Source organism: Chitinophaga sp. RAB17 (assembly GCF_052114225.1).
In the GTDB taxonomy this organism is placed as follows: Bacteria; Bacteroidota; Bacteroidia; order Chitinophagales; family Chitinophagaceae; genus Chitinophaga.
In genome coordinates this window covers 129,398-143,070 of record NZ_JBFREI010000011.1, presented here as the reverse complement: position 1 = coordinate 143,070, position 13,673 = coordinate 129,398, and the positions used below count along the sequence as shown (strand labels likewise).

Sequence of the window (13,673 nt, the reverse complement as noted above, 5' to 3'; positions counted from 1 at the left end):
GCTATGAAGATAGTACGGTATTCTATATTAATGCTCACCCTGGCCTTCACTGCCTGTTTGAAAGAACCGGTAGATGATGGCCCGGGTCCGGGCGCCGGCAAAGCGCGTTATGCGTATAACTGGCCGCAGATCGCAGATTCGTCTACCCAGGGGTTGATCAGTAACTTCTGGAACCAGGAAAAATATTTTAATCAGAACAGTACCGGCGGTACCACCTTTAATTACTGGCCTAATGCGCACGCATTGGATGTACTCACGGATGCGTATATACGTAAAAATGATCCAGCCATTAAATCCCGTATGGATGATTTGCTGGCCGGCATGAAAGTGAAGAATGGCGGCACTTACATTAACCACTTTTATGATGACATGGAATGGATGAACCTGGCCTGTCTGCGTGCTTTTGAAGCCACCGGTGATACGCGTTACAAAGATGTAGCGGTGATCCTGTGGAATGATATCAAAGGTGGTTGGGATGATGTTTGGGGCGGTGGTATTCACTGGAATAAAGACAAATCCAAGAACTATAAAAATACGCCAGCCAATGCACCGGCCTGTATTATTGCCTGCAGAATGTACGGGGTTACTCAGAACGCCGACGATATCGCCTGGGCAAAGAAAATATACGACTGGCAGAAGAGTGTGCTGGTAGATCCTGTTAGCGGTCTTGTTTGGGACGGTATTAACCAGGATGGCAGTGGGCAGGTAACCAAGAACTGGAACTTCACTTATAACCAGGGCGTTTTCATCGGTGCTGGTGTGGAGTTATACAAACTCACCGGTCAGGCCAGCTACCTCAACGATGCGCTGAAAACAGCCAACAATACGCTGGGTGGCGGTTTTACCAATGCCAATATCCTGAAGGATGAAGGTGCTGGTGATGGCGGTTTGTTCAAAGGGGTACTGGTCCGCTACCTGATGTTATTGATTACAGATGGAAGCATCAGCAGTACGGATGTTACCAAATATGCCAATTTCCTGCAGCTGAATGCAGAAACGTTGTGGCTGAAAGGCACCACCCGTCCGCAGGTATTATTTAATAAAGACTGGACCACGCTTGCTCCCAATAGTGATCTGACGACACAGCTGAGTGGCGCGATGTTGATAGAAGCCGCCGCCAAACTCAAAAGTATGGGATTGATCAAGTAACGAAAATTACAGTGATGGGGAGCAAAAAGATGACTGTTACCTTATGGTGTTTGCTTGTTGCCGGCGGCCTATGCGCCCAGAGCAACAGGCAGCGGGCAGCAGTATTGCAAAAGGCAGTGGACCAGTATCTGTATGAGCGCAAGACCGGTTTATATATTCAAACCAGCGACCGCACCAAAAATCATAATCTGCATGCCGACCTCTGGGGCCTTTGCGGGCTGATACAGGCGGCCAATGAAATGGAGAAATTAAACCCGGGTAAATCGTATATGTCGCCGGTAGTAGCGGCGATTAATCAATATTATGATCCGATTCCGCCTGCACCTGGGTATGCATCGTATGTGGTGAAAGAGAGAAGGGAAGACCGTTATTATGATGACAACCAATGGATCGGCATCGCTTACCTGGACGCCTATACGAGAACAGGTAAGAAATGGTACCTGGAGAAAGGGGCGGAGATCTACCAGTTTATGATGACAGGCTATGATACGGTAAGTGGTGGTGGTTTGTATTGGAAGGAGGGGGACAAGACCACCAAAAATGCCTGTTCCAATGGTCCGGGTATATTATTGGCGCTGCAATTATATGATGCCACGCATAAAAAAGGCTATCTCGATACGGCGAAGCTATTGTATAGCTGGGTAAATAAATACCTACGTTGTGGGGATGGTGTGTACTGGGATGCCCTGAAACCTGAGGAGAACAACCGGATTGACTCAGCAGCCTATACTTATAATACCGGTACGATGCTGGAAGCCAATGTAAAGCTGTATCATATCACTAAAAATGTGCAGTATTTAAAGGAGGCGCAGCATATTGCTGAAGGAGGCTATCAGCGGTTTTTCAGGAAGGGTCGTTTTCATTCTTCTTACTGGTTTAATGCCGTGCTGCTGAGAGGCTACGAGGCATTGTATAAAGCCGATAATAACAAAAAGTATATTAACGCTATGCAGGAATACGCAGATAAAGTGTGGTGGAATGATCGTGACAGCATCACCAATATGCTTGGCAACCGTCCGGAAAAGGAGTTGCTGGGACAGGCGGGGATGATAGAGATCTACGCAAGACTGGCTGGTATTTAATATTTAACGCTACACGCTACAAGACAAGCCCGCAACGTTCTCGCTGCGGGCTTTTGTTTTGTGTATATGAAGCATGCGTTTATGAGAATCGTGTTACCAGTGCAATGCCCTGGTAGGTATTCAGTGTATTTTCATCCATGAATACTACTTTACCGCCTTTCTGCAGTACACTGTCGATGATATTCAGAGAAACATCTTCAGCGCCTGGCTGATCTGATTCCGTAATGGTGCCGTCTTCAATGGTACCATTGTGGAAGTAGGTCTTTTCCAGGTAAAGTGTGTCGGCTGCGCCGGCTTCTGCAGCCCGGTAAATATCTCCCAGGTCTACCAGCAGGCGTTGTCTGGATTGTGCCTCACCGATAGCAGACAGGGCTGCCGTTTGTTTGTCGGCCATGTGTTGCTGTACCAGTGGGAAGGTCACCTTCAGGATTTCGTGGCTGCTGGTGTCATCGTAGCTGCCGGCGGCGGTGGCCATCACGATATTTTTGATATCCATTTGCTCCTGGTAGTAGGCAATACTTTTGGTGTCGCCTAAGAGTACCACGGGGAGCGGATTTTCGTGGTAATATTTTTTGAATTGTTTATCGGCCACATTGAAATATTCTTTCAGCAGGTCATCTACAATAGCGTCCTGTTGTAATTTCATGGGGTCTTTGGTGTAATATTCGTTGGAGAAAGGGAAGTCGTCATTATGTATTTCCCTTACCAGGGTATCGTTATAAGCTTCCAGCAGCCTGATTTTCTGGCGTGCGATGGTGAGGATATAGTAATGTTCCTGTTGTTGTAACGCTTTGAGCAGCGGTCGTACTTCAAAGCGGTCGCTGATCACTACACGGTCCGTTGCCGGAACGGGGAGTTTCACCACCTGTACGCTGTCGTGGTTCGCAAAAATGGTGAGGCTATCCAGATTATAGTCGTGATTGATGTCCAGTTCAGCGGCCTTGATTTTATCCAGTACGGGCCATACTTCCCTTTTGTCGAAGGTGTCGTATAACCTGGTTTCCGCTTCTGCTACCAGTTTTTTCAGGTTGATAGGGTCCTGTTTATTGTCGGGGTGAGTTCTGTGAGTAGAGAGTAGTATGGTGACTGCCGGTGCTCCGTGGTATTGACTCAGTGTCATTAATGCTTGTTCCATAATTTCCGTTTTTATTGCTTAACAAACAGTTGAATACAATGTTTAACTGTTTGGTAAAGGTAGTATACAAGCATTGCGCCATTCATGATAAGTATCACTCGTTCGGCTGATTTTCATCAGTTCACGTTATTATTTTGCTATAATATTACATAATTCCTTAATTTTATGATATTTATTATTAATTTATCACCGGGAACAGCTATTCCTGTTCCTCTGTAAAAAGAGTAGACGAAACCTATCCTATCCTTATGAGGCTGATGATATTGCTGTTTTTTGCTTTCGTGCACATGTCTGTTTATGGACAGACGGCTGTGCCGCCGGCAAAAAAAGGCAATCGGGCAACAGAATTCCAGATGAAGGAGGGGAGCTATCTGAGTTTTGCGCAGGTGAATTTAAGTCTGGGTGAAATTGGTTTCCGGGTAGAAGTCGCCTCTGAACATAAAAAAAGTAATGCGCGTATTGAATTCCGAATCGACAAGCCCAAAGGGAAAATTATCGGGACACTGGAAATACCCTATACAGGTGATAGCACCTACGCATTGAAATTAACGGGTAACCTGCGACACGCAGAAGGCGTGCATGATTTATACCTCGTAGCAAAAGGCGCCATGCCATTTAGTATCACTTCTTTTGGCTTCATCTACAATTATTAATATAGCCATTTACGTTAGGTTCAATTTTTTTTTGGTGGAATGAAATAGGTATGTATATTTGCAACCCCTGACACGATATCAGTTGCCCAGATGGCGAAATTGGTAGACGCACTGTGTTCAGGTCGCAGCGCCCGCAAGGGTGTGCTGGTTCGAATCCAGTTCTGGGCACGAAGGTGGACAAATCGAGATTGCTCTTGGTTTGTCCATTTTTATTTTTATCAAAACCCGCGTCCAGCGTGTATATTAGCTTGACAGCTTCGTTTAGTCGAGCGGTTCGATAATAGATTCCGTTAAAAACGAGTTTTTCGGGGAAAATCAAACCATCTTTAGCTTTATAACTGAGTGCCTAAAAGAATTAATAGCGCGAAATCATCACAATATCTAAAAACTATAGCAATCTTATCCCGATTTAAATCTCTCTCTCATTTAATTCTCTTACTTTAGAAATACTTATGACTAGCGGCATTACATTCCCTGAGAGCCTTACCGATTTTCTTTACTGGATAAAAGAAACGACAGAATTTGCATGGAGTAAAAGTCCAAACGTGGAGTTTAGCCCCGAATATAGCAAGATAATGTATGGGGCGAAATGGATGGGATTGAACGATCAGGAGATTAATGAAATAGAGCGGGAGTATTCGATAAAATTTGGGAGTGAGCATCGGGAGTTTCTGAAGATACTACATACAGTCAACCGGAACCGTAGTGTAGCAATCGATGAAAACGATCCAACGGCCGAAACTCCGCCGGCCTTTTATAATTGGATAGCTGATAAGCCGGGTATTGAGAGAAGGCTTGATTGGCCATACCGCACTATCTTACAAGATGTTTTAGAGGCAAATAAAATTTGGTTAAAGTCCTGGGGACCACGACCCGAGTTTGAAAAGGAAAAGAGTCAGGTGTTTTCAGATTGGTTTAACAGCGCACCTAAGTTACTCCCTATCAGGGATCGCACATTTTTGATGGATCATTCCGAATCGGGCCTCAAACCATTGTTGTCCGTATGTGGATCAGATGTGATTATTGCAGGATGGAGTCTTCGCCATTTTCTACTGAGAGAATTTGCTGTCGAATTAAGTCTTGTGTATCGAGTATATGAAGAAGAAGGCCAATATTACTATAATGAAATTATAAGTGGGATAGATGAACTGGATCAACTCGAAACAATCCGATTGGACGATGCAGAAATACCGTATTGGAAAGAGATGATTACATACTGGTCTTCTAATTGGCAAGGCTATAGAGTATAGTGATCTATGTGAATGCACTATTCTCTGAATGCGATAGCATGAGGAACTAGTAGTTTTGGTTTTACCAAAACATAGCTGGCAATCAGGCAATGGCCTATCAATAACACTCTCTTTTCATCAGCAAATAAAATATAGATGATCCATTTTAAGCTGATGAAAAGAATAATAATTCACTTGGTCTACTAGCTGAACTTGTACTGCATGCTATCGGGAAGTAGCCTTTGGTTCGAGAAAAGTGCACTCCGGTGCACGAAAATGGACAAACTTAGGTTTGTCCATTCTTATTTTGGGGAATATCAACGTCCAGACTGTATATTTTGAATCATGCCCAAAATAGATTCAAGTGATTTCCCATATCTGTGGAAAGATAATTGATACTTGCTAATCTTATTCATATGAGCCAAGTGGCTAATTATTACAGAACCTTTTTTCAAAGTTGAAAGTAAACAATTATCTCACAGATTTGCTAAAAATAATAAACATATACTTAAAATAACGACTAATAATTATTTATTACTTAGAGGGTAAAACTACGAAAGCATCAGGAACCTCGAACCGAGATTTTTACAAAAAGGGCCTCAGTTTTTCCTTATAATAGTCTATGTCAACATTCATGATTGGGAGACGCATTCCCTAAATATTCCGTTACATGACGGTTAAAATTTAATTTTACAATTGCAATGGGGAGAAAAGGCAATTAGCCTTTTCTCCCCATTTAGGTTCGGTATGCGTGCCAGCGATTTGTGTCTGACGAACAATTACCGATAATTCTTTATGCTTTCTGATTAAAGATGTAATTTATCTTTCTTCGCCAGCAGTTCTTCTTCAGACTCCTGGCACATTTCGTCTGGTACACAACAGTCTACCGGACATGCAACTGCACATTGAGGTTCCTCATGAAATCCCTGACACTCTGTACATTTATCTGGAACAATATAATACAGATCGGTAGCCAAGGGAGCATTGCGCTGGCTGGCATCAATAATAGATCTGTCCATCAACACAAAATCACCTTTAACCGCTGTGCCATCAGCTATTGCCCATTCTACGCCACCCTCATAGATCGCGTTATTCGGACATTCCGATTCACAAGCTGCACAGAAAATACATTCATCTGTAATTTTAATAGCCATAGTAATTTTAATTTGGAAGCTTTCTATGCTTCATTATATAATAATAACCAATAAGGTGATAAAATTAGGAGAAAAATAGTTTATTATCTCAAATGTGGGTCATAATGCTGCATTGAAGCAACGGAAAAAATATTAAATCTTATCTTGTGTAAATCCATGTAACCCCGTCCCACATTAGTTGTAATATGGGACGGCTGTTTCTGTATTCAAATTATTTGTTGCAATTTAGCCGCGTAAACACAAATTACCTATGTTGAAGTACTTGTACCTGGCAGGATGCCTGTTTGTAACCCTGCACCTGTCCGCGGTCCCCACTGCCTTTGCCATTAACCCCACAGAAGATTCTACAAAGATCTTTCAAAGGGAGATGGATAACTATGTGGATTCCATTAAAAAAGCGCAGCACTATGAAACCGGTACCATCAAACTGGAAGGTGGTAAAGCGGAAATAACTGTGCCGGCTGGATTTAAGTTCCTGAATAAGAAGCAGAGCCAGTATGTGCTGACCACCCTTTGGGGTAATCCGCCGGAGAATTCCAACAATACGCTAGGGATGATTTTTCCAGAAGGTTCTGATCCTTTTGCCGATAGCAGCTACGCTTTTGTAGTGGAATATGAAGACATCGGCTATGTAAAAGATGATGACGCGGAAAAGATTGATTACAAAGAGATGATGAAGAATCTCCAGGAAGGAGAGCAGGCATCCAATGAAGAACGGATCAAACAAGGCTATGCCGGTATCCACCTGATTGGATGGGCGCAGCAGCCTTTTTATGACAAGCAGAACAAAGTATTGCACTGGGCTAAGGAAATCCGTTTCGATGACCAGGAAGGCGCCCATACGTTGAACTACGAGATCCGTATTCTGGGCAGACATGGTGTTTTATCCCTGAACGCGGTTTGCAAAATCAGCGAGCTGTCGGTGGTAAAAGCCGATATCAACAAAGTATTGCACATGGCTACTTTCACGGATGGTAACACCTATTTCGATTTCGATCCTAAAGTAGATAACGTGGCGGCATGGTCTATCGGCGGACTTGTAGCCGGTAAGGTACTGGCTAAAGTCGGTTTCTTTGCCATTATCCTGAAATACCTCGCGGCCGGCTGGAAGTTCATCGCACTGGGCTTTATGGCGTTGATCGCATTTTTCAAACGCCTGTTCAGCCGCAGAAAAGAAGAAAAGGAAATGGTAGCTTTTAACACAGTCAGCGAAGAAGAGCATAAAGAAGAAGTGGCAGCAGAAGACTCCCCTGAGCATACCCATCCCCCGGGAGAAGAACAGCAACCGGAAGATAAACCATGATAAAATAAAGAATGGAAATTTTAATAAGGGCATTTCTTTCGGGAGATGCCCTTACTGTTTAAAGACGTATGATGGCCTCCATCCGTTTGATAAGGTATTTGCCGTGATTGCGGATATGCTAGGCAATGCTGAATGCGATAGCATGTGGAGAGCTACTGGTTTTGGTTTTACCAAAACATAGCTGGCTACCAGTGATAGGTGTAATCTTTCTTTTCACTGGCAAAAGACACAGCCGCGGAAAGATGATGCGGATGAAAAGAAAAAGCCATTTATGTAGAAGTGGTTCGAGAAAACTACACTCCGGTGCACGAGAATGGACAAACTTAGGTTTGTCCATTTTTATTTTCGGGAAGGCCCGATTCATAATTTGTATTAGCTTCACCTTATCGAATACCTATAGATAGCAGCATAATATTTCCTGAAAACTTACTTAATAGCGTCTAATTTTTAATCATGAAAATTAAGTTTACCGATAGTGATCCCAGTGGATTCAAGCAAAATAAAGTTCTTAAATTTTCTATTTTATTTGTAGGTATTGTGTTGATCTTACTGGGGAGTAGTGGTTTTATTATTGATTTATTTTTCCCTGCTTCTTCTAACAGTTTCCATAATATTGCAGGTTATAGTAATGGTGGGCGTTTCCTGGGCGGAGCGGTGTTGTTGGTATGTTTTTATGGGTTGACAAAATCATCGAACAAATAAACGTTTCGAAGAAAACGAATATTTCGTGTTTATTTAATAATATTATCGGATGGTAATTGGAAGACGATTCAGGATTGAATTGATATAAAGTAGGTGGGGATTTTATAAATGCCCTTCTACTTTTTTATAGAAGTCAGACAATGTTAATCCGAAGTATTTGCACATTGCGGAAATAGTGCTAACAGTAGGGTTGGCCTTTGCCGTTTCAATTCTGCCAACATGGATGTTGGTATCATTATAAACTTCTTCCTGGCTTACGCCTTTCTGTTCCCGTAGATCCTTTAGGACAGCGGCAATTCCCTTTATTAGTTTGTTGTCTCTTATTTGCGTCACCATGAGTACAAGATGGCGAGAAAATATTTTATCATTAATGACGAATATGTCATTATTTTAACTAAATTAGCACTGAGACAACAATTCACTTATGCATAAAACCATATGTTTATGACTTTAGTCAGTGGACCATATTGCAAGATGAGTATTCTTGCGGTATTTTAGTCTGGCTTCCTGCAGGCTTAATAGCAGAGAATTAGCAGCTGCTCTTATTTGTTTCCCCTCCACTTTCCACAAGGTCAGCTTTTAAAATTTCTTCATCACAAAACAGGGAATTGCTACATCGGACATTGACCGATAGGGAGTGATTTGCTCATACTCTTCATTATCGAAATTATAAAACCATGAGAAACCAAACTTCATCAACGCTGTATCCTGAATGGCATCGGCAGCCATTCCGATTAACTAAAAGTGAAATTTCTAACCCGGAAACAGTGGTGAAAACCTTCATAGACGATTTTCCATTACCGGAGATTAGAAAAACCTTTGACGACTGGCTAAGCCGTATTTTAATCAGCAATGCGCCAGATCCCTTGAATTATATTTGGTTCAGAGAGGAATTGGAGCGATTCATGGAAGCGTGTTACATATCTCAGAATGGAAAAGCATTTTCTGAATCATCCACCAGGTACTTTATCGGTTTGCTGGGTCATGAACTAAAGGGGCAGCTTGCCGGAATAACTCAGGCGTTGGATGCTGTCGATTCACATAAACAGCCTGATGGTGCCTTCTCAGAAGAAGCGGCTGCCTATTTTGACTATACTAAAATGATAGTCCTGAATGCAACGGCAGTATATGAAAATATGATTGCCTCGTCTGTTGCTGCGAATGGTAATTTGAAAATCTTGAAGGAAGAAATGTTAGTGGAACCGTTTATCCATTCCTGTATAGATTCTTTTTATGTACTTAGTAACCTTCAAAATGTTCGGATTGAGCGGGATGTTTTTATGCGACCCGGTACCGTAGGCGTAATTGATTTTGTAAAGCTACGTCAGGTATTTTCCAATCTTTTACTCAATGCTTTTAAATATGCCCAGCCAGAAAGCTGCATCATTGCCCGCGCTCATGTCTATGGGGAGAAGATAATTCTAAAGGTAATTAGTCGTGGAGAAACAATTCCCAAAGCGAAGCTCCAGAACATTTTTGAGCCTTATCAGACATTAGAAAATGGCAAATCCGGCATAGGGTTGGGGTTATACTTGAGCAAACAGTACACTGATTTATTAGGTGGGAATATCGAGGTTCGAAGCAAAAGAGGTATCACTGTTTTTTCAGTCATCCTTCCTTTTTCATCAGTCAAACTTGAAAATCATGATAAGCAAGCATCCAAATTGTCTTTCTGACCTACACGGCGTTTTTACCAGAACTCCGGTTTTATTCAGGGAAAGAATGTGTGAGGAGTACAATTGGAGTACCCCAACTTTCTACCGGAAAATGAGGCTAATTAATGATTGGGATAAGGATTCCAGAGGGACAACCACGTTAAGTAATGCTGAAAAAGCGATGATGAAAAAGGTGGCTGCTGAAATAAATGCGTGGTTTCAAAGTCGCATTGTTCAGTTTATAGAATCGTAACTTAATATTGGGTTATTTAAGATCGGCAGGCTATCGGCCTGCCGATTTCATTATAATTATTTTCCGGATTTGAAGATAGATAATCGCGAGTTCCGAGCGATTATCTATCACAAAAGTGCCAACTTTGGCGACAACTTTTCAGGTGTTTGTGTAACAACCATACAACTTGCTGATGCCGCAAAAGACGCCTAAGTTTTTCACAATCACTACAAATAGCATTTTAATAACTTCCAGCCAACCTACAAAAAATGCACTATTGAAGTTTTCTCTAAGTAGCAAAATTCGCATTTAAAGAAGGTTAGTTAAAATTTTCCCTAGGACCTCAAAAAAACCTAATTTAGAGTCTGCCATCTCGCAATGGCTGTCAACCAATTTTGCGATAATATTTAAATAATGTGGCATTTGATGCCCAATTCATATTATGGATATTTCCTTGTACCTGGCTCAACAGCTGGCTGAAGTGGAGAACACTAATAACAATTTAGCAGATAGAGCCTCAATTTTGTATAATTTAATAGCGGTATTGTCTAATGAAGGCCTGAAAAGAGACCTCTATTTGTATGTAAAGAAGTTTATAATTCTTTATTTGGATTCCATTGAAGACAAAACTTATGGTTACGATACATTAGACAAAACAAAAATTACATCTCTATTGGTATTGTTGACTGTTGATGAACAGTTAGGACTCTTAAAGTATTTAAGGAGAAATTTGAGAAAGCGTCATTTTGATGATTTATGGGATCAGTTCGCGAAAACGGAGTTTAGATTGAAAATCCAAGGAGTGCAAGGTAGTACGTACTGGTATTTCAACCCCTGGTGCTTATTGAAGGTTTTATACTATAGAGCATTAAACTCTATAAGTTATATGATTATTTTACTTCTTGTTATCCTAGTTATACAAATAATTATATTGTTACCAAACCCTGGTACTATATGGCCAAGTATTTTTTCTCTCGAATACATGCCAATATCTGATAATTTCCTTCTAAATCATACGTGTAATGTTTTTTTAAAATTATTCGAAGTTGATTCCGATTTCAAAATAAAGCCTATTGGAGCTTTAGGCGTGCTTTTATTAGGTTTCGGGACAGCTTTCAAACTTTTAATTATTACCAAATTTATTTTTGACTCTTTACTAAAGAAAATAAAGATTTATGAGTGAGCTGCTTAATCTTGACAGAATAATTAGAGTTTTATACAGTTTTCTGTATAGAATAATATTACTGCTTTTAGCAATCATTGTATTAAATGCACGCACATTCTTATATTTTCCAGTAGAATACTACTGGTTTTCAATAGCACTGTATCTTATTATTATAATCCCACTTCGCTTTACATCCTTAAATAAATATGACACACTTAGGTTGATTGTAGATCAGACTTTCATCATATTTGTATTGTATGGAAACTTCGATAGTACACTGCCAGAAGCGATTTTTCTGTTAATCCCTCTAATCAATAGTCCGAATTTCTCTGGCAGAAAGAAGTCCTATATACTATTAATTATATTACAGTTGTTTACAATTTCAATATGTTATAAGAGGAATCCAAATTTCTCCGAAGTTTTTGCTATATGTATTACAACACTAATAAAGTACTTTGAGAGCATTAGGATTGATGTTCAAAATTATATTCACACATTTCATGAAGAGATGAGTGAGATTTACTTATCCAGCAGTTACTTTAACAAGGCTACTATTGTTTATTCTGAATTTTTAAAGAAAATAAATACATCTAAACTTATCGAAATTGGACAGGTAAAAGGAATATATCGCATAATATTTAGTACAAGGAAGTTGACAAGTACAATTATTGGAGGTAGCCAATTTGGAAGTAAAATGATAATTAACGATCCCGGGGAATTTGCAAAATCAGTAACTGCAGAGAAAATCTTTAGCAATTGGAAAATTAATATTGATAATGACGATCTATCTGGCAATATAATTATTCCGATAAAAAAGAATAACGATTCATACAACATATATATACTCAAATTTGAGCCTACTAAACATATTGTTAATTTTTCCAATTTAATTAGGGATAATGTTTTATTGAAGCCTTGCTTAGTTCCTGCATTCAATCAATTTGAAAAGCACCTTCAAGTTGAACAGGCAATTAGGCAAGAAAAAAAATCGCAATTGCGAGGAATCAAAGGAGGGTATCGCTACGTACTGAGGACTATAAGTGCTGTTCATTTTGTTAGAAATAAGCTCAGCCCGATAAAGAACTATTTGGATATAGCAGAGGATACAAAAACCTTTGGGCCTATTTCTGATGATCAAGCAGATACCCTTGCTCATATTATGTCAGCGGAGAGGGTAAAAGCTATCTCTTCATTAAAGGAAATTCTTACTAGGACGTCACATGTTCTCAATAACAAGCAGAACCCTTATAACGTCTCTTCAGATATTAAAACACAGAAAATAGATTTCATATATAAATTCACACATAGAATCACGAATGATTACTACCTTAAGGTGGCTATAAAGGAGGAGGCAGCTGCCGAAACACCGAATTTATTAGTCAATGTAAGTTTGAGAGGCTTGGAGCTTTTATTATCTGATATTGTAAATAATATGTATAAATATAATGATGGGACATGTTCTATAACATATAATATCACAGAAACCCACTTAGTTGCAGCCTTTCAAAATAATTTTAAAGAAGGAATAATGAGTGATGTAATAAAAGCCAAAAATTACATAAATTCAGAGGAGAATACAAATATTTTTAAAATGGAAAGTAAAGGTTTGTATTTAATGAAAGATATTTGTAAACAAATGAGTATCAATTTAAATTGTACCGTTAATACAAAAGATCGAACTTTTATTATTCTTTTAGAATTCCCACTATGCGCATTTTAGTATTGGAAGATGATTACAATAACATTAAAGGAGCATTTGATTACCTAAATGCTAAATATTACGACGGTAATATAATTATAGAGAATTATTCAAAGACGCAAGATCTTCCTGGAGATCTATTAGTATTTGATAAAATCTTTGTGGATATTAGTTTGCAGAAATCAAGTACGCAAGATGGGTATGCATTTATAAGAAGTATTTTGCCATCTTTTGATGCAAAAAATATTATTATCATTACAGGATCTGACAATGTGAATCAAAAGATAGAGGAGCATAATCTCGGTGATATCAAAATACTCAAAAAACCCATTTCATTTCTCGACGTAAAAAATGTACTAACGTAATTGCGACATGCAATTGACATAAGTAACTCACAACATATTCACTCAGAATAGATTAAGAATCCAGCTCTGAGCACTAAAATGGACAAACTTAGGTTTGTCCATTTTTATTTTGGGGTAAAACCTTTGGCTGGCATGGATATTAGCTTGACG

General features: G+C 39.8%; 13 protein-coding genes and 1 tRNA gene. 11 read left to right on the top strand and 3 right to left on the bottom strand.

Going from position 1 to position 13,673, the window contains the following annotated elements:
• Positions 1 to 3 precede the first annotated feature (3 nt).
• Together AB4Z08_RS28430 and AB4Z08_RS28425 are read left to right on the top strand one after the other, a co-directional pair.
• Positions 4 to 1,149: a glycoside hydrolase family 76 protein gene (locus AB4Z08_RS28430; protein WP_441577177.1), complete on the top strand. Its 1,146-nt coding sequence runs from the start codon at positions 4 to 6 to the stop codon at positions 1,147 to 1,149.
• Between the two features lie 14 nt (positions 1,150 to 1,163).
• The gene (locus tag AB4Z08_RS28425) at positions 1,164 to 2,231 is read left to right on the top strand and encodes a glycoside hydrolase family 76 protein (protein WP_441577176.1); all 1,068 of its coding nucleotides are present in this window, start codon (positions 1,164 to 1,166) and stop codon (positions 2,229 to 2,231) included.
• 79 nt (positions 2,232 to 2,310) lie between these two features.
• On the opposite strand, the gene AB4Z08_RS28420 is transcribed toward AB4Z08_RS28425, so the two are convergent.
• The gene (locus tag AB4Z08_RS28420) at positions 2,311 to 3,366 is read right to left on the bottom strand and encodes an AOC03_06830 family ribosome hibernation factor (protein ID WP_441577175.1); all 1,056 of its coding nucleotides are present in this window, start codon (positions 3,364 to 3,366) and stop codon (positions 2,311 to 2,313) included.
• Between the two features lie 248 nt (positions 3,367 to 3,614).
• On the opposite strand from AB4Z08_RS28420, the gene AB4Z08_RS28415 reads away from it, so the two are divergent.
• The 3 genes from AB4Z08_RS28415 to AB4Z08_RS28405 all read left to right on the top strand — a co-directional run bounded on the left by AB4Z08_RS28415 (position 3,615) and on the right by AB4Z08_RS28405 (position 5,269).
• Positions 3,615 to 4,019, top strand: coding sequence for a carbohydrate-binding protein (locus AB4Z08_RS28415; RefSeq protein ID WP_441577174.1), 405 nt, complete (start codon positions 3,615 to 3,617; stop codon positions 4,017 to 4,019).
• Positions 4,020 to 4,103: 84 nt separating this feature from the next.
• Positions 4,104 to 4,187 (top strand) — tRNA-Leu (locus AB4Z08_RS28410).
• Between the two features lie 284 nt (positions 4,188 to 4,471).
• Positions 4,472 to 5,269, top strand: a complete 798-nt coding sequence (locus AB4Z08_RS28405) for a hypothetical protein (protein WP_441577173.1) — start codon at positions 4,472 to 4,474, stop codon at positions 5,267 to 5,269.
• Positions 5,270 to 6,054: 785 nt separating this feature from the next.
• On the opposite strand, the gene AB4Z08_RS28400 is transcribed toward AB4Z08_RS28405, so the two are convergent.
• Positions 6,055 to 6,402, bottom strand: a complete 348-nt coding sequence (locus AB4Z08_RS28400; RefSeq protein WP_441577172.1) for a 4Fe-4S binding protein — start codon at positions 6,400 to 6,402, stop codon at positions 6,055 to 6,057.
• Positions 6,403 to 6,652: 250 nt separating this feature from the next.
• Here AB4Z08_RS28400 and AB4Z08_RS28395 point away from each other — a divergent pair, with 250 nt between their 5' ends.
• A complete protein-coding gene (locus tag AB4Z08_RS28395) occupies positions 6,653 to 7,705 on the top strand; it encodes a DUF2167 domain-containing protein (RefSeq protein ID WP_441577171.1) in 1,053 nt (350 codons plus the stop codon).
• A 453-nt stretch (positions 7,706 to 8,158) separates the two neighbouring features.
• Entirely contained in the window at positions 8,159 to 8,407 is a 249-nt protein-coding gene (locus AB4Z08_RS28390) for a hypothetical protein (protein WP_441577170.1), read from the top strand.
• A gap of 102 nt (positions 8,408 to 8,509) precedes the next feature.
• Here AB4Z08_RS28390 and AB4Z08_RS28385 read toward each other — a convergent pair whose 3' ends face one another.
• Positions 8,510 to 8,743 (bottom strand): helix-turn-helix domain-containing protein, encoded by a 234-nt coding sequence (locus AB4Z08_RS28385; protein ID WP_441577169.1) that lies wholly within the window; start codon positions 8,741 to 8,743, stop codon positions 8,510 to 8,512.
• Positions 8,744 to 9,084: 341 nt separating this feature from the next.
• On the opposite strand from AB4Z08_RS28385, the gene AB4Z08_RS28380 reads away from it, so the two are divergent.
• The 4 genes from AB4Z08_RS28380 (at position 9,085) to AB4Z08_RS28365 (ending at position 13,523) form a co-directional block, all read left to right on the top strand.
• Positions 9,085 to 10,083: a sensor histidine kinase gene (locus AB4Z08_RS28380; RefSeq protein ID WP_441577168.1), complete on the top strand. Its 999-nt coding sequence runs from the start codon at positions 9,085 to 9,087 to the stop codon at positions 10,081 to 10,083.
• Between the two features lie 653 nt (positions 10,084 to 10,736).
• Complete coding sequence (locus AB4Z08_RS28375) at positions 10,737 to 11,477, top strand: hypothetical protein (protein WP_441577167.1); 741 nt, start codon at positions 10,737 to 10,739, stop codon at positions 11,475 to 11,477.
• Positions 11,470 to 13,179, top strand: a complete 1,710-nt coding sequence (locus AB4Z08_RS28370; protein WP_441577166.1) for a hypothetical protein — start codon at positions 11,470 to 11,472, stop codon at positions 13,177 to 13,179. Before AB4Z08_RS28375 ends, AB4Z08_RS28370 begins: the two co-directional genes overlap by 8 nt.
• Entirely contained in the window at positions 13,167 to 13,523 is a 357-nt protein-coding gene (locus tag AB4Z08_RS28365) for a hypothetical protein (RefSeq protein WP_441577165.1), read from the top strand. Before AB4Z08_RS28370 ends, AB4Z08_RS28365 begins: the two co-directional genes overlap by 13 nt.
• Positions 13,524 to 13,673: the final 150 nt, after the last annotated feature.